Consider the following 20,439-nt stretch of genomic DNA (forward strand, 5'->3'; position numbering starts at 1 on the left):
ACGCCCCGAACCGACACCCACAAACGCCCGCGCCGTGACCGAACCGGTATGCAACCACTCGAGCGGTACGCGTCGCTCGTCGACGACTTCGACGCGTTCCGCGCGGCGTGCGACCGGCCGCTCCCTTCGGTCGTCCGCGTCAACACGCTGAAAGCGTCGATCGAGCGCGCCCGGGAAGCGCTCGACGCCGAGGGCGTCGACTACGAGGTGAGCGACTGGCATCCCGGGATATTCCGCCTCGCCGAACGCGGACCCGGGACGTCGTGGCCGTACTTCCACGGCTGGCTCCACGGCCAGGAGGAGGTGTCGGCGCTGCCCGCGCTGGCACTCGACCCCGATCCTGGCGAGGTCGTCTGGGACGCCTGCGCGGCGCCCGGCAGCAAGACCACCCAACTGGCGGATCTGATGGACGACGAGGGGTTGCTTGTCGGCAACGACAACAACCTCGGGCGGCTCTCGGCGCTGCGGCACAACGCCGAACGCCTCGGGATCACCAACCTCGCCGTGACGAATCAGGACGCGCGGAACTTCTCGCTGAAGCCGTTCGGCGACCGCACCGATCTCCCGGAGCGGGTCGAAGCGTTCGACCGGGCGCTCGTCGACGCGCCGTGCTCCTGTGAGGGGACGATCCGCAAGAACCCCGACGCCCTGGATCGCTGGACGATGGACCACGTCCAGGGGGTCGCGGGAATCCAGAAGGGGATCCTCCGGCGGGCGATCCAGGCGACCCGGGTCGGCGGGACCGTCGTCTACTCCACCTGTACGTTCGCGCCCGAGGAGAACGAGGCCGTGCTGGATCACGTCCTCACCGAGGCGGATTGTGAGATCCGCGAGTGGGACACGCCCGACGGCTTCGAGACCGATCCGGGCGTCACCGAGTGGAACGGAACCGAGTACGATCCCGCGGTCGAACGCGCCCACCGGGTCTATCCGCACCGCAACGACACGGGCGGGTTCTTCTGCGCCAAACTGGAGGTGACGGGATGACCGGCACCGACGAGGAAACGGCGGGCCCCGAAAACGACGGCCAGCAGTTCGATCGGCTGCCGGCGACGGCCGCGGAGCGGGTCGTTCCGGGTCGGCCGAGTCGCGCCGAGGTCGTCGAGTGGTGGGAGGAGCGGTACGGCATCCCGCCGGAAACCTGGGACGGGCATACGTTCTGGGAGAAGGGCAACGGGAAACTGTGGGCGTTCGCCGCCGACGTGGTCTCGCCGATCGAAATCGAGGGACTCGGACTGCGGATCCTGCGGACCCGCCAGGAGCACTGGAAGCCGTCGACGAACGCCGTCCAGCGGTTCGGGCGGGAAGCGACGGAGAACGTCGTCGTGCTGGACGACGAGGAGGCGGTCCGCTTCGCGGCGGGTGACGATCAGGAGTTGCCCCGGTGGGACGGCGACTGGGGCTACGTGATCGCCGCCCACGAGATCGCCGGCGACAGCGAGGCGCCGGAGACGCCTCGGGCAACCGGCGAAGCCGGTGACGTCGAACCGATCGGCGTCGGCCTGTATCTCCACGGCGAACTCCGCTCGACGGTGCCGAAAGGGCGGCGCGAGGACCTCGGGTAACGCGGCTACGTCTCCCTTTCTGTCTCGCTCTCCGTCGCCGCCGCGTTCTCCGCTTTCGCCTCGATCGTCCCGCCGCCGAGCCCCTCCCACGCCACCCGGTAGCCCAGGCGCGACAGGACGGCGGACGTCTCGTCGATCCCCCGTTCGTCCAGTAGCGATCCCGCCGCCGCGAGCGACATTCCCGGCTCGATGGCTTCTTTCAGCGCGTCCAGCACGGCCGGCCGGACGAGCGTCTGCCCGACGCGCTCGTGGTCGGGAAACGACACCGAGTCGAGTGCGTCGACGCTCACGCCCCGCTCTGTCGCGAGCGCGTCCAGTTCGACCACGTCCGCTGCGGGAGTGAGTTCGTCCGGCAGCGACGCCGCCGCCGAGGCGACGAGATCCGACTCGTACGCTCTGAGCGCGTCGACGACGTCCTTGACACGCACGGTTCCGGAGTAGGTGATGACCCGGTGATCGAGGGCTTCGATCTCCTCGCCGACCCCGAGCGACTCGTCGACGGCGACGAGGAGTTCGACGTCGTCGTCGACGCTCCCGAACTGGTCGAGTTTCTTCTCGACGTACTCGGGCGTCCAGAAGCCCATCACCTCGAAGTAGACGCGGAACGACGGCGATGCACCGGATGCGTCCGCGGACGTCTCCGAGGTGCCGGCGGACTCGCCGCCCGCGTCGTCGGCTCCGGCGCTCGCATCGGCGGTTTCGCCGCTCGTGCCGCCGGGCCGGTAGTCGAACGCGAAATCCGGAATCATCGCCCGCGCGCCGGCTGCGAGCGGTTCGGGCTCGCGGGAGAGTGCCCAGTCGAGATCCAGCCCCGAAAACCGGGCGGCGAAGTCGGCCTCGACGCCGCTGTCGTAGGTCGGTTCGGCGACCGGTTCGACGTCCGGCACCGAGACGTCGTCGGGTCCGAGATGGAGCTGCCGATCGGTCCCGCGGTCGTCGATCGTCGCCGTCAGCGACCACTCCGCGGCGGTCGCGACGCTCCGCAGCAGGCAGGCGAAGGCGGTCCCGTAGCGGCGCGTGCGTCTGAAGAGCGCGTCCGGGCCCGTGACGACGAGTTCGCGCTCCTCGGCGTCCTCGTCGGCCCCGTGCCGGCGGATCTCGTACAGCAGGCCGAGCCGCTTGACCGCCGAGACGAGCCGCTTTGGGTCCGAACTCCGGATCCGGACCTCGGTGGCGTCGAACAGCGCCGTCTGGGCCAGCGAGAGATTGTACTGTTCGATGAGCTGATCGGGACTCCAGCGCGCCTCGAACGACGCGAGGACCTCGTTGACCTCGCGGTCGGCGTAGAGTGACTGTTCGACCGCGTCGGCGTCGGTTCCCAGCCGATCCGCCGCGGCTGCGAGCGCCGCCCGCCGGTCGTCGTCCGTGACGACCACTTCCTGTTCTTCGGCCGCCTCGAAGACGACCCGGCGGACGCGGGCGGGCGGCAGCGGCGCGCGCGTCTCGAACGCCGCCTCCCGTTCGAGCAGCGCGGCGAACCCCCGGACGAGTTTGAAGTCGTCGGCATCGGCCTCCAAGTCGTCGAGCGCGTCGTCGAGGCGGCTTCGCGGCTCGCCGATGTGCCCCTGGAAGACGCCGATGACCCGGGCGGCGAGCGGCCGATCCGCCCGGTCGGCGAACTGCGGGTGATAGCCGCCGCCCGCGCGGGAGACCCGGAGGAGGTCCTTTCGCAGCACGGCGTCACCTTCGGGACGTCGGGGCAAGAGCGTACCGCCGCGCCGCCGTCGGCAGCGACGATAAAAAAACGGATGCACCGAGGAGCAGACTCATACTGTCGGCTGTAACTGTTTCAAGAGATTCGCGACCTCCGGGGTCGCCAAATTCTTCAGGGACTTACAGCCGACAGTATCATACGCTCGGGCCGACCTCTCGCGGATGATGGACCGACGAAGCGCTCTTCGCACCATCGTCCCCGCTGTCGCAGCGCTCTTGGGGGGTTGCCTCGACTCGCTGCCGGGCGCGACAGGCCCGCGAAACCCGCCGTCTGCGCCGGAGGGGGAGCCGCGGCAGACGGCTGATCAGCCGGCGCTCGCCGTCGACTCGTTCGACTTCGAGCGGACCGAAGAGGGGACGCTTCGGGTCTTTGGGACCGTCGAGAACCGCCGCGACGTCCAGCGGACGGCGACCGTCCGCGTCATCGTCACCGCCGACGGAGACGAGTTCATCCGGGAAACCGATGTGACCGTCGACGCGGGGGAAACGACTGAATGGGCGGTCTCCTTCGACGTCGCCTACAACGCCTTCACCAGCGGCGGCGACCTCAACGTCGAACTCGCGTAGCGCGGAGGCCGGTGATCGACGGCCGGGCTCACCGCCGTCGGTCTGCGACCCGTTCCTCTGCCGTCTCCTCGGAGACGACCTCATAGAGGAGCGCGCGGCCGCCGTCTCCTTTCGGCCTGAGTATTCGCCCCAGCCGCTGGGTGAACTCCCGCTCCGACCCGGAGCCGGCGAGCACGACCGCGACGTTGGCGTCGGGGACGTCGACCCCCTCGTCGAGGACGTTCGCCGTCACGACGCGCGAGTAGGTGCCGTCGCGGAAGCGATCCAGCGTCTCCCGACGCTCGTCGGCCCCGGTCTCGCTCGTGATCGCTGGCAGCAGATACCGCTCCGAGAGCCGGTAGACGAGGTCGGTGTGGGCAGTGAAGACGATGACCCGGTCGTCCCGGTGGCGGTCCAAAAGCCGGCCGAGCGTCTCGACTTTCGCATCGGCGTTCATCATAATCCGGCGAGCGCGCTGCTTGGCGAGCAGCGCCTCGCGGGCTTTCGGATCCGTCCCCGACCGCATCACGAGCTTCCGGTAGTCAGACCCGCTCCGAAGCGAGAGGTTCGACCGCTTCAGGTAGTCGACGAACGTGCCCTGCGCCTCGTCGTATGCCGACCGTTCTTCGGGGCCGAGCGAGACCTCGATCCGCCGGAGTTCGTAGTCGGCGAGGTGCTCGCCCGCGAGGTCGTCCACTGTCGCCTCGTAGACCTTCGGTCCGACGAGGTCGGCGACGACCTCGTGGGCGCCGTCCGGGCGCTCGAACGTCGCCGTCAGTCCCAGACGGGCAGGCGCGGCGAGCAACCGCGCGGCGTCGCGGTACCCCTCGCCGCCGAGGTGGTGGACCTCGTCGAAGACGACGAACCCGAACGCGCCGCCGACGTCCTCCGCGCGCAGGTACGCCGAGTCGTACGTCGAGACCGTGATCGCCTCCTTTCGCTGTTCGCCACCGCCGAACTGCCCCACCGGCACGTCGAATTCGGTTTCGAGTTCGCGCCGCCACTGTTCGAGGAGATCGATCGTCGGCACGATCACGAGCGTCGGCACGCCGAGTGTCGCGATCGCGTCGACCGCAAGCACCGTCTTCCCAGCGCCGGTCGGGAGTTCGATAACGCCGCGGTCGCCGTTTTCGTGCCAGGCCGCCACCGCCTCGTGCTGATAGTCCCGGAGGTCGTAAGAGTGCGACAGCGACAGGACCGTGTCATCGAGCACCTGGTCGTCGAAGGCGCGTCCCTCGTCGTCGATCGCTTCGCGGACCTCCGCGTACCGATAGGCCGGCGCGCGGGCGACGAGTCCACGATCGTCCCAGGCGACGCCGGGCAGCGACCCGCTGGCCGCATCCGACTCCGCGAGCCCGTCGAGCCGGATCGTCCCGTCCTCGAACCGCAGCGTGATCACGGTCGGTCCTGCGTCGCGGTCGTATATATACTGTCGGCCCGGTCGCGTCGTTCTCCTGATGCTCGAACCGCCAGAACTGTGACGGCGCGCTTTTCAACGTCGCCGCACGAGTGAGCGGTATGACAGACGATTCGGCCGCAGTGACGGATGGCGAGGACGCGACCGAAGACTCCGAGGAGCCGCTCAGCGACGTGGTCGAGAGCGTACTCAGCGATATCGACGCCGCCCACGAGGACTACGAGCGAGGGTACACTGACGCGGACGCGACGCTTTCGGTCGTGATGACGCACGTCGAGCGCCTGCGGGACGCACACGACGCTGAATAGGCAGAGAAAAACCACAGCGAACGCGTTTGCGGCCTACTCCTCGAAGTCTCGACGCATCGCGATCTCGAACCACGGGCACAGGCGGAGCTGCCGGTACCACTCGGGGTGCTCGTGGAGGTGTTCGTAGTCGGCCCACAGCAGTCCGGCGATCTCGTCTTCGTCAGGCGACAGCGACGTGTCGTCGAGCGTGACCTTCAGCACCGAGCAGACCTCCCACTCCAGGCCGGCGTTCTCGTAGTAGCGCTTGTACTCGAATTTGTCCGTCACCCGGAGTTTGGTGTACTGATCCGGGGTGATACCCAGTTCTTCCTCCAGTCGCTGTCGGGTAGCGTCGAGTTGTGTCTGCCCCTCCACCGGGTGGGAGGCGACCGTGCCGTCCCAGTGAGTGTCCCAGAGGCGCTTGTTCGGTGCGCGCTGGGCCAGCAGGATGCGTCCCTCGCCGTCGAAGACGAGGCAGGTGAACGCCCGGTGCCGGACGCCGTCGCCGGTGTGGGCGTCGAGGCGGTTGGCAAGCCCCGTTCGGTTGTCGTCGGTGTCGACCGCGATCACGTCCTGGAGGGCGTTCTCGTGGACCTCCGTCTCCGCGTCGCCTCCCGGCGTGGTGGCGGGCTCTCCGGCGTCGTCGCCCTGATCCGTACTCATATCCGTGTTCTCGCGGAGGGAGAACAAGGAATCTTCGATGCGTGCCGGCCGCGCGTCATCACTGTGGGTGAAAGCGTCAGCGCCGCGCCTCGTCGAACTGCGGGACGTCGTCGGCGACGTCCGCCGAGAGCCGGTCTCGCCACCCGGTCGCCTCGTCGAGCGTGGCGAACGCCGCCCGCTCCGGGTGACCGCCGCAGCGATCGACGACGTCGGCCAGGTGGCGGAGTCGTGCGAGGAGAACGTCGGTGTCGTATGCGGGGACGTCGAGCCGCGAGGCCGCGACGGTCGCTTCGATCACGGCCCCGAATCCGCGGTTGATCGTCGGCACCGTCTGCTCGGTCACTGCTGTCTCGACGGGGTGGAGTTCCCACCGTTCCCAGCGGGTTCCCTCGGACTCACCCGACGCCACCTGCTCGGCCTCGATCTCGACCCAAGCGTGGGCTTCCGGCACGACTGGCTCCGCTTCCTCCCGGATCGTCACCGCGCTTTCGACGAACGTCCGCGGATCCGAAACGAACTGGACCACGCCGCCGCCCTCCCGGTGGAAGTTCCGTCGCGTCCGGGTGTTGCCCCAGGTCGTCGCCGTGACCGGCGCGGCCGACCTCGGTTCGTCACTCTCAACTGTCGCATCCGCGCCATCTGGCGCGTGGAGACCGAGCGCAGCCACGTTCCACCGATCGTTCGGGCCGAGCGTCGTCACCACGGACTCGGTGACGCCACGGAGCGCGACCGGCCAGTCCGGGAGCGGTTCGGCGGAGACGTCCGCCTCGTCGCCGTCGGTCACAGGTCGACCCCCCGTTCGAGCGCGACGAACGTCGCCGCCGTCACCAGATCGGCCGTCGTCCCGGGATTGATCCCGGCCTCGCGGAGATCGGTGTCGAGGTTGGCGACCGCCTCTGGATCCCCACGCGCCTCGGTCGCACGGCGTCGGACGTCGGCAGCGACTTCAGGGCCGTGCCGCGTTCGGACGAGCGTGTCCGATTCATTGGCGAGTCGATCCACGAACGCCCGGGCGATCCGATCGGGGAGCGGCCCGTCGTCGGCCTGGATCGCCGCGGCGGTCTCGAACGTTCGCTCGAAGCCCGTCGTCCACTCCGTGGCGTTGCCGTCGCCCTCGCTCCGTGCCAGTATTTCCGACAGCGTTAGCCCGCGCTCGCGCACCGCCGGAATCGCGTCCGCGCCGCGGCGGACGTCGAGCGCGTCCATACCCTCGGGCGGGTCCGCGACGGCGACGTCGACGTGCTCGAACGCGCGGTAGAAGTCGGCCGCGTCGGCGACGGTCGTTTCCTCGACGACGGCCGCGGCGTCAGTCCGCTGAAGCGTCCCGCGGGCGTCTGTCCCTCGGAACGCCTCCGGGGCCTCCGCGGCTGCACGGACCAGCGGGACGAGGAGGAGGAGCGCGCCGAACTGGGTGTTGTCACCGGCCTGGCTCCCCATCCCGGCGACGGCGCGCTCGAAGGCGACGCCTACCGGTGCGCCGGCCGCCGCGCGGCGGAGTCCGGCACCGGCCCCGACCGCACCCGCGAGGAAGTGCTCGATCCGGAGATCGGCGAGGTCGTGATCCCGGTCGACGTTCCCCGGCTTGGGGGCCGCCGCGACGTCCAACAGGAGCGCGAGCTGGGCGTTGCCTGCGGGAGACCGCTTCGCCCCGCGACCGCCACAGTCTCCGGTCACGCCGTCCCGACCTCCCCGAACCACTCCTCGACGGCGCCGTGAACGCGCCGCCGGACACGCTCGTCGGTACTCGGTCGTCCGACGCTCACCGCATCGGCGCCGTACTGGAGGTACTCACGGACGGTCTCGGGGCCGCGGACGCCGTTGTTTGCGATCACGAACAGGTCCGGCGCGGCGTCGACGACGTCCCCGACCACCGATTCGGTGTCCATCGCGTCGACGTGGATCGCGTCCGCGCCGGCCGATTGGACTTCGCGGGCCGTGGTAGTGAGATCGACGCCTGAGACCTCTGCCCTCACTTTCACGCTGACTGCCGCGCCCGCCTCGTCGGCGGCGGCGACGTACTCACACAGCCGGTCTGTGTCTCGCAGGAGCGCTTCGCCGCAGCCGACCGCACACATCTCCGCCTGCCGGCAGTGGGCGTTGATCTCGACGATCGCGTCTCGTTCGGCGCACGCGGCGGCGACCGCCCGAACCGGATCTAACGTCGCGCTCCGGACGTTGACGCCCGGCCTGATCGGCACGTCCGCGAGCGCATCGAGTTCGCCATCGACGAACGAGAGCGGATCCGGCGGGAGGAACTCGCTTCGATCCCGGGCCACCATTTTTCGCGCCGCCGCGCGCGTCTCCTCGTCGAGCGCGATGCCGCCGAGGAACGCCGCGCCGGCGTGGTCGCTGCCCTCACGGGCCCATTCAGCGTCGGCCTCGCCGCTGAGACTCGCGAGTGCGACGCGGGGGTCGAACATCACGACACCTCCGCGAGCGCCCGCTCGACGGCCCGGGCGACGCGCTCGGCGTCGTCTCTATCGTCGATCCGCGTATCGGTTCGGACGACCGGCCGGTCGAGCGCGGTTCCGTCGTCGGCGTCCAGGACGAACGCGTCCGCGAAGGGGTACGCCGCGGCGACGCCCGCCGTCGACGGCTCCCGACCGACGCCCGCCATCAGATCCGCCGCGGGGCCGGAGAACACCTCGTCTTCGACGAACGGCGAGACGGCGACCACGGGCGTCGATTCCAGCGCGGCGGCGAAGCCGTCCATCGACAGCATCGGCCCGATGCTCGTCACCGGATTCGACGGCCCGATGACGACCGGGTCCGCGAGCGCCTCGAGGACGTGCTCGGTCGGCGTCGCCGTCTCGGCCCCGCGGAACTCCACATCGCGGACGTCGGGTGCGCCGCGGTGGTGGACCCAGTACTCCTGAAAGTGCATCGACCCCTCGTCGGTGTGGATGATCGTCGCGACGGGGTCGTCGCTCATCGGCAGGAGGTCGACGTCGAGATCGAAGGCCGATGCGAGCGTTCGAGTGACCGCCGTCAGCGACCGTCCCTCGTCCAGGAGCGACGTGCGCGTGACGTGGACCGCCCGGTCGCGGTCGCCGATCTCCATAAACTCGGCGACGCCCGAGAAGCGACGCCAGCGCGCGATCTCGCGGCCGGCAGTCTGGGCATCGTCGTCCAGATACCGCGGCCCCGGCTCGAATCCCGCAGCCTCGGCCAGTCGCCCGAGTTCAGCGTGTGTCGCCGTCGTGTCGCCGTCGATGCCCCACCACGTGTCCCGGTCGATGACGCCACCGCCGGCGAACAGCACGGTGTCGACGTCCGGACAGACGAGGTGCCCGCCGAGTTCGACGTCGTCGCCGGTGTTCGCGATCACCGTCGTCGCCGCGGGGTCGAACACCGCCGCCGCGCCGTCCAAAAGCTTCGGCGTGCCGGTTCCCCCCGCGAGGAACGTGACCATACGGCTGGTTCGGCCGTCGACGGTTTGAACGTTCCCACCGCGGCGGGGCCGCCGCCGACGGAACGGCTTTCCGTCTCGCCGTCGGAAATCGGGCCGATGCGACGCAGACGACTGCTCGCCGCCCTGGCTACCCTCCCCGCGTCGCTCGCTGGCTGTCTCGACCGCGCCGCGACGACGACGCAGCGCCCGACAAAGACGTCGACACGATCGACCCCGAAGACCACGGCGACGCCGCTGACCGAGACGGAACCGCTCCCCGACCCGCCGGATTCACCCGACGGGGCCGACGCGCTGTCGTTCGTCCGCGAATACGAACGCGTCGCCGCCCGCAACGAGGTGGTCGAGTATGGCGACGGCGCGCCCGCGAGAAACCCCGAGATCGGCGACCCGGCCGCGGCCCTCGTCGTCGTCGCCGACGCAGGATTCTACATATTCGGCGCCTGCAGCGCCGACGCCCACTACGGCGAGCACGGCGGGTACGGAATCAACCGCCACGAGGTGCCGCACTTCGTCGGCCGCGACGGGACTCACGAGGTCGGGGGGTGGAGCGCGGTCGTCTGTGGCGCCACGGGCGAGGCGTACGCCGCCGCCGACGCCGAAGAGAACGCCGTGGTGCCCGGCGAGGGACCCGGAGCCGAGATCCACCTCTTCCGGTTCGACGGAGGGGAGCGCGCCGTCTCCGTGGCCGTCGACTATCTCGACGCGGGGGCGCCCCGGCGGGTGTTCTCCCGAACCGTCGAGCTGAGTCCGGACGGCCCCGACCCGGCCTACGAGTACGTGCTCTCGAACGTCGCCGTGCGGACGGGCGAGTACAGAGTCGCCGTCGACGTCCCGGAAAGCGACCGCCAAACGACCGCGAAATGGACGCTCACCCATCCCGAGGCGGTCTCCTGGAACGGCCTCTCGGTCTTCGTCGGCGACGGCGGGCGTCCGCACGTCGGACTCCCGGAGGCCGGCACCGACGACTCGCTCGTGCCGGGGCCGTCGCGCTGCTTCAGACATCGGATAGAACACGAGGAGTAGCGGGCGGCGGGCAGCGTCGCGGTCGACTTATAGGGATCATCGTAAGTCCTCATAGATTTCTCGCCGACCGGTCCGACGAGAATCTATGGATAGTTACGATGATCCCTATTACAGCCCGTCAGCCGCGCCGTTGACCAGTTCCTCGGCCACGACCTCGGCCGAGAGCAGCGCGGGATCGACCGCGAGGTCCGTCTGCCCGCGCGCGAACTCCGGCAGGGAGTCGGGCGCGTACGTGACGACCCGGACGTCGGGGTTTGCTTCCTTCGCGACCGGGATGGCGGAGGCGTCGTCCATCTCGGTGAGGACGAGCGTGTCGGCGTCGGCGAGGCCGGCCGCCGAAAGCGACTCCCGGGTGGCGATCCCCTCCAGGCGGACGACGTTCGCGCCCGCCGATTCCAGCGCATCTCCGAGACCGTCGACGTCTGCGCCCGCAATCAGGATCATCGTCACTCGTACTCGATGGTCGCGGGCGGTTTGTGCGTCACGTCGTAGACGACGCGGGCGACGTTCTCGTTTTCGCCCGTGATGCGCGATTGGATGCGCTGGAGCGTCTCCCAGGGCAGTTCCTGGGCGCGGGCGGTCATCCCGTCGCGGGACTCGACCGATCGGACCGCGACGATCCACCCGTGCACGCGGTTGTCGCCCTTCACGCCGGTCCCTTTGCCGATGACCGCGCCGAAGGCCTGCCAGGGGTCGTGGTCGGCCGTCTCCTCCTCGACGACGTGACACGCCTCGCGCGCGACGTCGACTTTCTCTCTGGTCGCCTCGCCGACGACGCGGACCGCCAGCCCTGGGCCGGGGAACGGCATCCGCTCGGAGGTGACCTCCTCTAAGCCGAGTTCGCGGGCGACCTCCCGGACCTCGTCTTTGTACAGGTCCCGGACGGGTTCGACGATCCCCTCGAAGTCGACGACTTCGGGGAGGCCGCCGACGTTGTGGTGGGACTTGATGTTGCCCTCCGACTCGATGCGGTCGGGGTAGATCGTCCCCTGGACGAGGTACTCGGCCTCGGCGGACTTCGCCTCCCGCTCGAACTCGCGGATGAACTGCTCGCCGATGACGTGGCGCTTCTCCTCGGGGTCGGTGACGCCCGCCAGGGCGTCGAGGAAGCGGTCCTGCGCCTCGACGATCCGCAGGGAGTCCATATACGAGAACGTCTCGCGGATCTGGTCGGTCTCGCCCTTCCGCATCAGTCCGGTGTCGACGTAGACCGGCGTCAGGCGGTCGCCGATGGCGCGGTACGCGAGCGCCGCGGCGACCGAGGAGTCGACGCCGCCCGAGAGCGCGATGACGGCGTTGTGGCCGTCGACTTCGGATTCGATCTCCGCGACCGCCTCCTCGATGAAGGAACTCGCGTCGACCATCAGGCCTGCACCTCCGTGTCCGCGAGGGTACGCGCGTCCAACTCCCCGGCGACGGCCTCCAGGAAGCCCACGAACGGCGGGCTTGCCCGATCGGGTCGCGAGCGGAACTCGGGGTGGAACTGCGTCCCGAAGAAGAACGGGTGATCCGTCCGCTCGAGGATCTCCATCCGGTTGTCCGCCGCGCCCGAGAAGTCGAGTGCGCCCTCCTCCAACCGATCGATGTACTCGGGGTTGACCTCGTAGCGGTGGCGGTGTCGCTCGGTACAGACGGTGTCGTCGTAGATCCGCTCGGCGAGCGTTCCGGGTTCGATCACCGTGTCGTGGGCGCCGAGCCGCATCGTCCCGCCCATGTCGTCGATTTCGTACTGCTCGGGCAGGATGTCGATGACGGGATGGTCGGTGTCGGCGTCCAACTCCGCGGAGTGAGCGCCCTCGAGACCGAGGACGTTCCGCGCGTGCTCGACGACCGCCATCTGGAAGCCGAGACAGAGGCCGAGGAAGGGCACGTCGTTCTCGCGGCAGTACTCGATGGCCTTCAGCTTCCCCTCGATGCCGCGGGAGCCGAAGCCGCCCGGGACGACGACGCCGTCGGCCTCTTTTAATCTATTTTCGTGGCGGTCGAGCATCTCGTCGGAGTCGACCCACAGCACGTTCACCTCGGTCCGGCGCTCGATGCCGGCGTGTTTCAACGCCTCGTGGACGGACATATAGGCGTCTTCGAGGTCGTACTTCCCGACGAGGGCGATGTCGACCTCGTCGGTCCGGTCGCGGGTCACCAGTTCCCGCCAGCGGTTCTCGCGCTCTTCCGGCGGCAGCGCCTCGGACTCTAGATCGAGCCGCTCCATCACGTACTCGTCGAGCCCCTCGGATTCGACCATCAGCGGGACGTGGTAGACGTCCTCGACGTCGGCGTTCGAGAAGACGGCCTCCGTCGGCACGTCGCAGAACAGCGCGATCTTCTCTTTGGTCTTCGGGTCGAGTTCGTCCTCACACCGGCCCACGAGGATGTCGGGCTGGAGCCCGATCGATCGGAGTTCCTTCACCGAGTGCTGGGTCGGCTTGGTCTTCTGTTCGCCGTTCTTCGAGTAGGGCACGAGCGTGACGTGTGTAAAGAGAATGTCGTCGTCGTCTTCCTCGTGGGCGAACTGCCGGAGCGCCTCCAGATAGGGCATCCCCTCGATGTCGCCGACGGTGCCGCCGACCTCGACGAGACAGACGTCGCTCCCCTCGGCGGCCTCGCGGATGCGCCGCTTGATGTCGTCTGTGATGTGCGGGATGATCTGCACGGTCTTGCCCAGGTAGTCGCCCGCGCGCTCCTTCTCGATGACGTGCTGGTAGGTCTTCCCCGTGGTGACGTTGTGATCGGAGGTCATATCGACCCCGAGGAACCGCTCGTAGTTCCCCAGGTCGAGGTCGACCTCGCCGCCGTCCTTGAGAACGTAGACCTCCCCGTGCTGGTAGGGGTTCATCGTCCCCGCGTCGACGTTGAGATAGGGGTCGATCTTGACGGCCGTCACGTCGAAGCCCGCGTTCGACAGCAGCCGGCCGGTACTGGCGGCGGTGATCCCCTTGCCCAGTCCGGACATCACCCCGCCCGTCACGAAAACGAACTTCCGACCCAGCGTTGGGTCGTACCCGGTGTCGGGTTCCTTCGGCATACCGAGTGTGCGCGAGGCCGCGTCAAAACCGTTTCGGAGCGACCAACGCTTTGCCAGCCATACACACGATGGGCGCGACGGCGACAGGCCCCGCCCAGGCGACGCACAGACGGCTACTCGCCCGCCGCGGTCTCGTCCGCTGCCGTTTCGCCCTCGTCCGCCTCGCTCTCGTCTGTCTCGCGGTCGACGACTTCGCCGTCCACTAGATCGACGCGTTCGACACCCGGAATCTCCAGCACGAAGTCCGGCCCGAACGCGCCGGCCGGCGTCTCGTAGCCGGCCGCCGCATCGCCGGCGAGCACCTTTTCGGCGCAGCGGAGCGCGGTCTCGACGGTCAGTTCGTAGGTCTCCGGCGTCCGGAGGCGGGAGACGACGCGCTCGTCGTCCGTTCTGGCCTCGCCCCAGACGCGCGCTTCCCCTCCCGCCCGCGTGGCCTCGTCCGGACCCTCGATGGAGCGGTCCACGAGCCACGACAACGCACGCTTGACGGCGTCGGTATCGAGCACGCCGCTCAGAGACGACGAGAGCGCGACCGCGCGGCGGGCGTTCGTCGGCAGGGACAGATACACGTCGATGTTCGGGATCCCGGTGGTGTGGTAGGCCGTCGAGACGTCGCCCCACGGAATCGATACCGCGCGCCGGAAGCCGTCTCCGAAGTCGACGACGCGGGTGCGCGCGCCGACCGCCTCGTGCCGCAACTGGCCGTCGCGCCGCACGGCCCCGCCGGAGCCCAGATCCGAGAGGGCGGTCTTCAGCGTCCCCGGCGAGATGCCGCCGTCGGCCTCGATGGCGAGCGAGAGATGCGTCGCCTCCGGCAGGCGGCGGTGGAGGTGCGCCGCGAGGCAGTCGGTCGGGACGACGTCGAAGCCGACGCCCGGGAGGAGCGTCACGCCCGCGTCCGCAGCAGCGCTGCCGAGGCGGCTGATCCGCTCGAAGACGGCCAACTCGCCGGTGATGTCGAGATAGTGGGTTCCGGTTTCGATGCAGGCGTCGACGAGCGCGTCCGCGGTCTCCGAAAACGGGCCGGCACAGTTGAGGACGGCGTCGACGTCGCCGAGATGGCCCGCGGCGTCCTCGACAGTGAAGCAGCGCGCCTGGAGACCCAGCGATGAGGCCACCCCGCGTGCTTTCTGCCGGTTTCGGCCCGCGACGATCGGCTCGTGGCCGCGCTCGACTGCCGCTTCGACGATCAGCCGGCCGGTGTAGCCGTACGCGCCGTACACGAGCAGTCGCGCGCCGTCGTCGGCGGCCGATCGGGACGCTTTGGTGTCGCTCATACGATCCTGTTCGGTCGGGACCGACAAAGGGACACCGGGCGACGGTGCGCGGCGGGGTCCGCAGCCGCCGACAGCGTCGGGTCCGGACGGCACGCCAGCGACAGCAGACATCGGCAGACACACCGAAACCGTCGAGAGGCCGGAGACCGAGCGGGCGAGTATGGACCTGCCACCGCTCGGACTCGGAACGTACGATATGACCGATCCGGAGACCTGCGCGACCGCCGTGGCGACGGCCGTCGACCTCGGCTACGACCACGTCGACACCGCCCAGAGCTACGGGAACGAGGCGCTCGTAGCGGACGGACTCGCCCGCGCCGACCGCGACGCCGACGACGTGCTCGTCGCGACGAAACTCGACACCGACCACCTGGGGTACGACGACGTGATCGACACCGCACGCCGGAGCGCGAACCGGCTCGACGTCGACGCGATCGATCTGCTGTACGTCCACTGGCCGACGGATACCTACGACCCCGCGGAGACGCTGCCGGCGCTCGAGGAACTCGTCGACGGCGGCCTCGTCGATCGGATCGGGCTGAGCAACTTCCGCCCGGATCAGTTGACCGAGGCGCTCGATCGCCTCGACGCGCCGCTTTTCGCTCACCAGGTCGAGATGCACCCGCTGTGTCCCCAGCCCGAACTCCACGAGATCGCCGTCGAGCGCGGGCATCGGCTGGTGGCGTACTCGCCGATCGCGCGCGGGAAGGTCGCGGAGGTGCCCGAAATCGTCGACGTCGCCGAGAAGCACGACGCCACCCCGGCGCAGGTGTCGCTTTCGTGGCTCCACGCCAAAGGGAACGTCACCCCGATTCCGAAGGCGGCCTCGCCGGCGCATATCCGAGAGAATTACGCGGCGCTCGATATCGAACTTGACGAGGAGGACGTCGCGAAGATCGACGGCGTCGACCGCCGGCATCGCATCGTCGACTTCGAGGGCGCGCCCTGGAACCAGGTCTGAGGTTCGGTCGCGGCTCCGACAGGAACGTCCCTCGCCGCTGAGGCCGACTATCCCGTGTTTTTCATCCCGGCTGCGATCCCCTTGACCGTCAGCCGCAGGGTCTGTTCCTCGTCGTCGGTCCGGTGGGTCTGTTCGAGCAGTTGCGTCTGCAGCAGGTTCAGCGGATCGACGTAGGGGTTTCGCCGGCGGAGGCTGTCGTCGAGCCACTCGCGTTTGAGCAGCGTTTCTCGACCCGTGACGTCGAGGACGATGTCGCGGGTTCGCTCGTACTCCTCCTGGAGGTGCGGGAAGAACTCCCCGCGGAGGTCCGGATCCGCGAGGTCGGCGTAGTAGGATGCGATCTCGAAGTCAGTCCGCGCGAGCGCCAGCGAGGCGTTGTCGAGCGTCGTCCTGAAGAACGGCCACTCCCGGTACATCTCCCGGAGCGTCTCGATGTCGCCACCCTCGTCGAGGTACGTTTCAATGCCGGTTCCGAGTGCGTACCATCCGGTGATGATGCACCGCGACTGCGTCCAGGAGAACACCCACGGGATCGCCCGCAGGTCCTCGACGGTTCGTTCGCCGGAGCGGGACGCCGGCCGGGAACCGAGATTGAGGTTCTCGATGACGCCGATCGGCGTCGCCTGGCCGAAGTACGTGACGAAGCCGTCGGATTCGAGCAGATCGGTGTACTGCGCTCGGGCAGTCACTGCCATCTCGTCCATCGCCGCGATCCACTCGTCGTGGACGTCCTCTTCGGGTTCGCGGATCGCCTGCAGCCGCGAGCGGACCTGCGCGTTCAGCATCTGTTCGACGTTGCGTTCGGCGATCTGGGGGTTGGCGTACTTCTCGGCGATCGCCTCGCCCTGCTCGGTAAACTTGATCTGTCCGGTGACTGTCTCGTTGGGGAGTGCGAGCATCGCCTCGTTCATCGGGCCGCCGCCGCGGGAGATCGAGCCGCCGCGGCCGTGGAACAGCCGCATCCGCACGTCGAAGTCGTCACAGATGCCAGCGAGGCGCCGCTGGTTCTTGTAGAGGTCCCAGTTTGCAGCCAGGAAACCGTTCTCCTTGTTGGAGTCGGAGTAGCCGAGCATAATCTCCTGGATGTTCCGGCGCGCGTCCAGCGCCTCGGCGTACGCCTCGTTCTCGAACAGCGTGCCCATAATGCGGCGCGCGCCGTTGAGCGCCGACTCCGTCTCTAGGAGGGGGACGATGTCGAGGCCGCAGTGGTCCGGCAGGGAGACGACGCCCGCCTGGTCCGCCAGAAACAGCACTTCGAGAACGTGGCTCGGCTCCTCGGTCATCGAGATACAGTACGTGTCGATGGCGGCCACGCCGAACTCCCGCTGCCACTCGCCGAGTTTCTCGAACCGTCGCAGGACGCGTGCGGCCGTCTCGGAGACGTCGCCGGGTTCTTCGAGGTCGACGACCTGTTCCTCCTGGAGGATCGCGTCCGTCAGGACCTCGGCGCGGCCTTCCTCGTCACGGCCGCGGTAGTCAATCCCCTCGCCGGCCAGTGCCTCGTGGACTGCCTCGGTGTGATTCTCCTGGTGGTCGCGCAGGTCCAGACTCGCGAGCGTGAAGCCGAACGTGTCGACCTGGCGTATCAGCGGTTCGACGTACTCGTCGGCGACGACCTCGGCGCCCATAGAGCGGAGGCTCCGGTCGATGACCCCGAGATCTTCGAGGAGTTCGTCCTTCTCGCCGTACCCGTCCGGGCGGACGTCCTCGATGCGGCGGAGCCGCTCGCGCATCAGTTTGAGCTTCTGTCGGTACGGCTCGTCGGGGTACCGTTCCTCCGCTTCTCTCGCCACGCCCGGGAGGCGGTCGCGGTCGGCCTTCAGCGACCGTTCGAGCTCCGCCCCGAAGTCGGCCCGGCTGCCGTCCTGGCTCAGAATCCCGGAGAGCCCCTTGAGCGCCTGCCGGTACTTCTCTAAGACGACCGACCGCTGCCGTTCGAGGGTATCGGTCGTCACCTCTGGCGTGACGAAGGGATTGCCGTCGCGGTCCGAGCCGGCCCACGAACGGAACTCGAAGAGCTTCGGGACGTCGACCTCGGGGTACTCATCGGCGAGGAGATCCTCCAGTTCCGCGTAGACCTCGCCGACGACGTCGAAGAGGATGTTTTCTAGGTACCACTGGACGTTCCGCGCCTCGTCTTGGGGTTCGGGGCGTCGGTCGCGGACCTGCGAGGTCTGCCAGAGGCTCGTGACCTCCGCGTCGACCTTCCGCCACAGCTGATCGTGCTCGCGGTCCGTGAGTCGGCGCTCGTCGAGTTCCTCGAGGCGGCTCGCGATCGAGCGGAGCTTCGCTTTGACCGTCTTCCGTCTGGCCTCGGTCGGGTGGGCGGTGAACGTCGGCTCGATGAGTACGTCGTCGAGCACCCGCTGGACAGTCTCGGGGTCGGCGTCCGACTCGACGAGCGTCTCGACCGTCGCGACGAGACCATCGTCGAGCGTGTCCGCCTGCGACGCTTCGCGAATTACCCTCGCGCGCTCGCGCTCCTCGGCGAGGTTGATGAGTTCGAAATAGGTCGTAAAGGCGCGCGCGACCGTGCTTTCGCCCTCGGGCGAGAGGCCTTCCAGAAGGCGATCCAGTTCCGTGCGGGACTCCCGCTTGCCCTCGCGGTAGTCGATAGCGGCGTTGCGGATGTCTTCGACGGTCTCGAAGGATGCCTCGGACGTCTGTTCGGCCAGTACGTCACCCAGCAGTGCGCCGAGTTCCCGGACGTCCTGTTTGACGTCCCTGCCGTGTAAATCCATACCGCACCATACACTACAGGGTGAGTAAAAACCCCCGACTACGGGAAGATACTATTGGACCGGCCACCCTCCTCGCTGCCGTGCGACGCCCAGTCCGACGACGTTCGGGGTCGGGGGGGACACAACGGGGGGGTTTCGTCATCCTTTTTACTGCCGGGCCGAAGTTTCAGGTATGAGCGATCGCGACAAGTATCCGGCGGACTCGGGGCGCCGTCGGTTCGTCAAGGGCGTTGTCGGGGGCGCGGCACTCGCCGGTGTCGGCGCGACTGGTGCGGCCGCGATTAACTCCGCGACCCAGGCGTCCGGCGCGGGCGGCGGGTCGACGCAGGCGTACGCCATCGAGAACACGGATGGTCCCGCCCCGCGCGGAATGCCGCAGATTCCCGTCGAAATCGACGACGAGGGGTACCTCAAAGGAGTCTGGCCGGAGGTCAAGACCGAGGACCAGGGCGGCATCCAGGTGACGATCGCCGAAACGGAGGATTTCAAAGGCTCCGGTGTCACCTACTCCGGGGACTGGTTCCAGTTCTGCGGTGTCGAATCCTACGCCGGACTCGGTCCCGAGTTCGACTCGGAGAACTACTTCCGGTCGGGAGCAGCGCCCGGGTACGAGTGGCAGAACGAAGTGTACTCCGAGGGGGACCGCCTGCACGTCGACGACTTCTCCGATTACAAGGAATGGTCGAACGGCGTCGGCACCGACGGACTCGGAAAGCCAGCGACCGGCCGGTGGCGCTCCGAAGACGCCGAGGACGTCATCCCGGTTCAGGTCATCAAATCCGACCGGGTGGCCGAGATGGCCGAGAACGACCCGTGGCTCGAAGCCTCGACGGAAGATGGTTTCATCGCGTGGCTGAACAAGTGCACGCACTTCTGCTGTGTGCCGAAGTTCAAATCCGAAGGGTCGGCGAAGTTCAACGCCGAAGACGACGTCTACTGCCAGTGTCACCAGTCGGTCTACGACCCCTTCAGCATCGTCCAGACGCTGTTCGTCGCCCGGCCGCGTCCCGAAGAGTAGCGCCGTCGGCCGGCGCCGTCGTGTCCCGTTCCGTCAGGAGTGATTGAATCCCGTAGCGGGCGCGAAACCGATCCGCCACGGAATGTAGGACAATTTATATATGTCTGTCAGGGACAGTGGTGTATGAGCGGAGAGGAGGGCGATCACGACGGCGACGCGGGGCTCGCGGCGTCGGATATCCACGACGTCCTGCGGAACGATCGCCGCCGCCTGGTTTTGGAACGGCTCCGCTCGGGCGACGGGACGAGCACGGTTTCGGAACTCGCAGAACACATCGGCGGCGTCGAATCCGGCGAGTCGCCGCCGCCGCGAAACGTCCGTCAGAGCGTATACGTCTCGCTCCACCAGACGCATCTGCCGAAACTCGACGAACTGGGAATCGCCGAGTACGATTCGGACGCGAAGACGGTCTCGCTCGCCGACAACGCTGCTGACGTCGGCGTCTATATGGAGGTCGTCCCCCAGTACGGCATCTCCTGGGCGGAGTATTACCTCGGCGTGGGACTACTGGGGCTGCTCTCGATCGTTGGAGCCGTAGTCGGGGTCCCGGTTCTTCGGGCAATCGGCCCGACGGGGATTGGCCTCGGGCTCTCGGTGCTCGTGTTGACGTCGTCGCTCTACCGGCTGTTCGATCAGGAGAGTACGCTGTTGCACCGGCTTCGGGGCGACTGAGCGGGGCGCTCACCACTTTTTTCTGACCGTGCCCCCGCCCACGCGACTGTGACGGCAGCCGTCACGAAGACGACCGCGAGCAGGGAGGTCCGCCGATACCGCAGAGTTCGCAGGGAACGAGC

Annotated in this window: 20 protein-coding genes; 8 read left to right on the forward strand and 12 right to left on the reverse strand. The window is 68.4% G+C overall.

Annotated elements, in window-relative coordinates:
• The first annotated feature begins 48 nt into the window (after window positions 1-48).
• Window positions 49-987, forward strand: a complete 939-nt coding sequence (locus tag RJT48_RS07875; RefSeq protein ID WP_311171722.1) for an RsmB/NOP family class I SAM-dependent RNA methyltransferase — start codon at window positions 49-51, stop codon at window positions 985-987.
• On the forward strand, window positions 984-1,565 hold the full coding sequence (locus tag RJT48_RS07880) for a DUF7122 family protein (protein WP_311171723.1): 582 nt from the start codon (window positions 984-986) through the stop codon (window positions 1,563-1,565). Before RJT48_RS07875 ends, RJT48_RS07880 begins: the two co-directional genes overlap by 4 nt.
• Window positions 1,566-1,570: 5 nt before the next feature.
• On the opposite strand, the gene RJT48_RS07885 is transcribed toward RJT48_RS07880, so the two are convergent.
• Window positions 1,571-3,241 (reverse strand): DUF790 family protein, encoded by a 1,671-nt coding sequence (locus tag RJT48_RS07885; RefSeq protein ID WP_311171724.1) that lies wholly within the window; start codon window positions 3,239-3,241, stop codon window positions 1,571-1,573.
• 202 nt (window positions 3,242-3,443) lie between these two features.
• Here RJT48_RS07885 and RJT48_RS07890 point away from each other — a divergent pair, with 202 nt between their 5' ends.
• On the forward strand, window positions 3,444-3,845 hold the full coding sequence (locus RJT48_RS07890) for a transcriptional initiation protein Tat (protein ID WP_311171725.1): 402 nt from the start codon (window positions 3,444-3,446) through the stop codon (window positions 3,843-3,845).
• A 28-nt stretch (window positions 3,846-3,873) separates the two neighbouring features.
• Here RJT48_RS07890 and RJT48_RS07895 read toward each other — a convergent pair whose 3' ends face one another.
• Entirely contained in the window at window positions 3,874-5,223 is a 1,350-nt protein-coding gene (locus tag RJT48_RS07895) for a DEAD/DEAH box helicase (RefSeq protein WP_311171726.1), read from the reverse strand.
• Between the two features lie 119 nt (window positions 5,224-5,342).
• Here RJT48_RS07895 and RJT48_RS07900 point away from each other — a divergent pair, with 119 nt between their 5' ends.
• Window positions 5,343-5,549, forward strand: a complete 207-nt coding sequence (locus RJT48_RS07900) for a hypothetical protein (RefSeq protein WP_311171727.1) — start codon at window positions 5,343-5,345, stop codon at window positions 5,547-5,549.
• A gap of 33 nt (window positions 5,550-5,582) precedes the next feature.
• Here RJT48_RS07900 and RJT48_RS07905 read toward each other — a convergent pair whose 3' ends face one another.
• From RJT48_RS07905 to cofD, 5 genes are all read right to left on the reverse strand, one after another.
• Window positions 5,583-6,191: an NUDIX hydrolase gene (locus tag RJT48_RS07905; protein ID WP_311171728.1), complete on the reverse strand. Its 609-nt coding sequence runs from the start codon at window positions 6,189-6,191 to the stop codon at window positions 5,583-5,585.
• A gap of 76 nt (window positions 6,192-6,267) precedes the next feature.
• Window positions 6,268-6,975, reverse strand: coding sequence for a DUF447 domain-containing protein (locus RJT48_RS07910; RefSeq protein WP_311171729.1), 708 nt, complete (start codon window positions 6,973-6,975; stop codon window positions 6,268-6,270).
• Window positions 6,972-7,865 carry a triphosphoribosyl-dephospho-CoA synthase gene (locus tag RJT48_RS07915; RefSeq protein ID WP_311171730.1) on the reverse strand — a complete coding sequence of 298 codons (894 nt, stop codon included), beginning with the start codon at window positions 7,863-7,865 and terminating at the stop codon, window positions 6,972-6,974. Before RJT48_RS07915 ends, RJT48_RS07910 begins: the two co-directional genes overlap by 4 nt.
• Window positions 7,862-8,611: a tRNA-dihydrouridine synthase gene (locus RJT48_RS07920; RefSeq protein WP_311171731.1), complete on the reverse strand. Its 750-nt coding sequence runs from the start codon at window positions 8,609-8,611 to the stop codon at window positions 7,862-7,864. Before RJT48_RS07920 ends, RJT48_RS07915 begins: the two co-directional genes overlap by 4 nt.
• Window positions 8,611-9,603, reverse strand: coding sequence for a 2-phospho-L-lactate transferase (gene cofD / locus RJT48_RS07925; RefSeq protein ID WP_311171732.1), 993 nt, complete (start codon window positions 9,601-9,603; stop codon window positions 8,611-8,613). The genes RJT48_RS07920 and cofD overlap by 1 nt, the downstream gene beginning before the upstream one ends.
• A 96-nt stretch (window positions 9,604-9,699) precedes the next feature.
• Here cofD and RJT48_RS07930 point away from each other — a divergent pair, with 96 nt between their 5' ends.
• Complete coding sequence (locus RJT48_RS07930; protein ID WP_311171733.1) at window positions 9,700-10,626, forward strand: hypothetical protein; 927 nt, start codon at window positions 9,700-9,702, stop codon at window positions 10,624-10,626.
• A gap of 108 nt (window positions 10,627-10,734) precedes the next feature.
• On the opposite strand, the gene RJT48_RS07935 is transcribed toward RJT48_RS07930, so the two are convergent.
• The 4 genes from RJT48_RS07935 to RJT48_RS07950 form a co-directional block, all read right to left on the reverse strand.
• On the reverse strand, window positions 10,735-11,070 hold the full coding sequence (locus RJT48_RS07935) for a DUF7126 family protein (RefSeq protein ID WP_425604709.1): 336 nt from the start codon (window positions 11,068-11,070) through the stop codon (window positions 10,735-10,737).
• 2 nt (window positions 11,071-11,072) lie between these two features.
• A complete protein-coding gene (guaA, locus tag RJT48_RS07940) occupies window positions 11,073-11,990 on the reverse strand; it encodes a glutamine-hydrolyzing GMP synthase (RefSeq protein WP_311171735.1) in 918 nt (305 codons plus the stop codon).
• Window positions 11,990-13,648, reverse strand: coding sequence for a glutamine hydrolyzing CTP synthase (pyrG, locus tag RJT48_RS07945; RefSeq protein WP_311171736.1), 1,659 nt, complete (start codon window positions 13,646-13,648; stop codon window positions 11,990-11,992). The genes guaA and pyrG overlap by 1 nt, the downstream gene beginning before the upstream one ends.
• A 113-nt stretch (window positions 13,649-13,761) precedes the next feature.
• A complete protein-coding gene (locus RJT48_RS07950; RefSeq protein WP_311171737.1) occupies window positions 13,762-14,925 on the reverse strand; it encodes a saccharopine dehydrogenase family protein in 1,164 nt (387 codons plus the stop codon).
• A gap of 160 nt (window positions 14,926-15,085) precedes the next feature.
• Between RJT48_RS07950 and RJT48_RS07955 the strand changes: the two genes are divergently transcribed.
• Window positions 15,086-15,886, forward strand: a complete 801-nt coding sequence (locus tag RJT48_RS07955; protein WP_311171971.1) for an aldo/keto reductase — start codon at window positions 15,086-15,088, stop codon at window positions 15,884-15,886.
• A gap of 47 nt (window positions 15,887-15,933) precedes the next feature.
• Here the strand turns inward: RJT48_RS07955 and ppc are convergent, their stop codons facing one another.
• Window positions 15,934-18,627: a phosphoenolpyruvate carboxylase gene (gene ppc / locus RJT48_RS07960; RefSeq protein WP_311171738.1), complete on the reverse strand. Its 2,694-nt coding sequence runs from the start codon at window positions 18,625-18,627 to the stop codon at window positions 15,934-15,936.
• A 172-nt stretch (window positions 18,628-18,799) separates the two neighbouring features.
• Here ppc and RJT48_RS07965 point away from each other — a divergent pair, with 172 nt between their 5' ends.
• A complete protein-coding gene (locus RJT48_RS07965) occupies window positions 18,800-19,645 on the forward strand; it encodes a ubiquinol-cytochrome c reductase iron-sulfur subunit (protein ID WP_311171739.1) in 846 nt (281 codons plus the stop codon).
• Between the two features lie 123 nt (window positions 19,646-19,768).
• Window positions 19,769-20,317, forward strand: a complete 549-nt coding sequence (locus RJT48_RS07970; RefSeq protein WP_311171740.1) for a DUF7344 domain-containing protein — start codon at window positions 19,769-19,771, stop codon at window positions 20,315-20,317.
• The last annotated feature ends 122 nt before the right edge of the window (window positions 20,318-20,439 follow it).

The organism is Halobellus ordinarius, assembly GCF_031823395.1.
GTDB lineage: Archaea > Halobacteriota > Halobacteria > Halobacteriales > Haloferacaceae > Haloquadratum > Haloquadratum ordinarius.

Bases quoted from the DNA above. Each gene is read 5' to 3' on its own strand.
- RJT48_RS07875 (WP_311171722.1), top strand. From the start codon at position 49: ATGCAACCACTCGAGCGGTACGCGTCGCTCGTCGACGACTTCGACGCG.
- RJT48_RS07880 (WP_311171723.1), top strand. From the start codon at position 984: ATGACCGGCACCGACGAGGAAACGGCGGGCCCCGAAAACGACGGCCAG.
- RJT48_RS07890 (WP_311171725.1), top strand. From the start codon at position 3,444: ATGGACCGACGAAGCGCTCTTCGCACCATCGTCCCCGCTGTCGCAGCG.
- RJT48_RS07900 (WP_311171727.1), top strand. From the start codon at position 5,343: ATGACAGACGATTCGGCCGCAGTGACGGATGGCGAGGACGCGACCGAA.
- RJT48_RS07905 (WP_311171728.1), bottom strand. From the start codon at position 6,191: ATGAGTACGGATCAGGGCGACGACGCCGGAGAGCCCGCCACCACGCCG.
- RJT48_RS07920 (WP_311171731.1), bottom strand. From the start codon at position 8,611: ATGTTCGACCCCCGCGTCGCACTCGCGAGTCTCAGCGGCGAGGCCGAC.
- cofD (WP_311171732.1), bottom strand. From the start codon at position 9,603: ATGGTCACGTTCCTCGCGGGGGGAACCGGCACGCCGAAGCTTTTGGAC.
- RJT48_RS07930 (WP_311171733.1), top strand. From the start codon at position 9,700: ATGCGACGCAGACGACTGCTCGCCGCCCTGGCTACCCTCCCCGCGTCG.
- RJT48_RS07935 (WP_425604709.1), bottom strand. From the start codon at position 11,070: ATGATCCTGATTGCGGGCGCAGACGTCGACGGTCTCGGAGATGCGCTG.
- guaA (WP_311171735.1), bottom strand. From the start codon at position 11,990: ATGGTCGACGCGAGTTCCTTCATCGAGGAGGCGGTCGCGGAGATCGAA.
- pyrG (WP_311171736.1), bottom strand. From the start codon at position 13,648: ATGCCGAAGGAACCCGACACCGGGTACGACCCAACGCTGGGTCGGAAG.
- RJT48_RS07950 (WP_311171737.1), bottom strand. From the start codon at position 14,925: ATGAGCGACACCAAAGCGTCCCGATCGGCCGCCGACGACGGCGCGCGA.
- RJT48_RS07955 (WP_311171971.1), top strand. From the start codon at position 15,086: ATGGACCTGCCACCGCTCGGACTCGGAACGTACGATATGACCGATCCG.
- ppc (WP_311171738.1), bottom strand. From the start codon at position 18,627: ATGGATTTACACGGCAGGGACGTCAAACAGGACGTCCGGGAACTCGGC.
- RJT48_RS07965 (WP_311171739.1), top strand. From the start codon at position 18,800: ATGAGCGATCGCGACAAGTATCCGGCGGACTCGGGGCGCCGTCGGTTC.
- RJT48_RS07970 (WP_311171740.1), top strand. From the start codon at position 19,769: ATGAGCGGAGAGGAGGGCGATCACGACGGCGACGCGGGGCTCGCGGCG.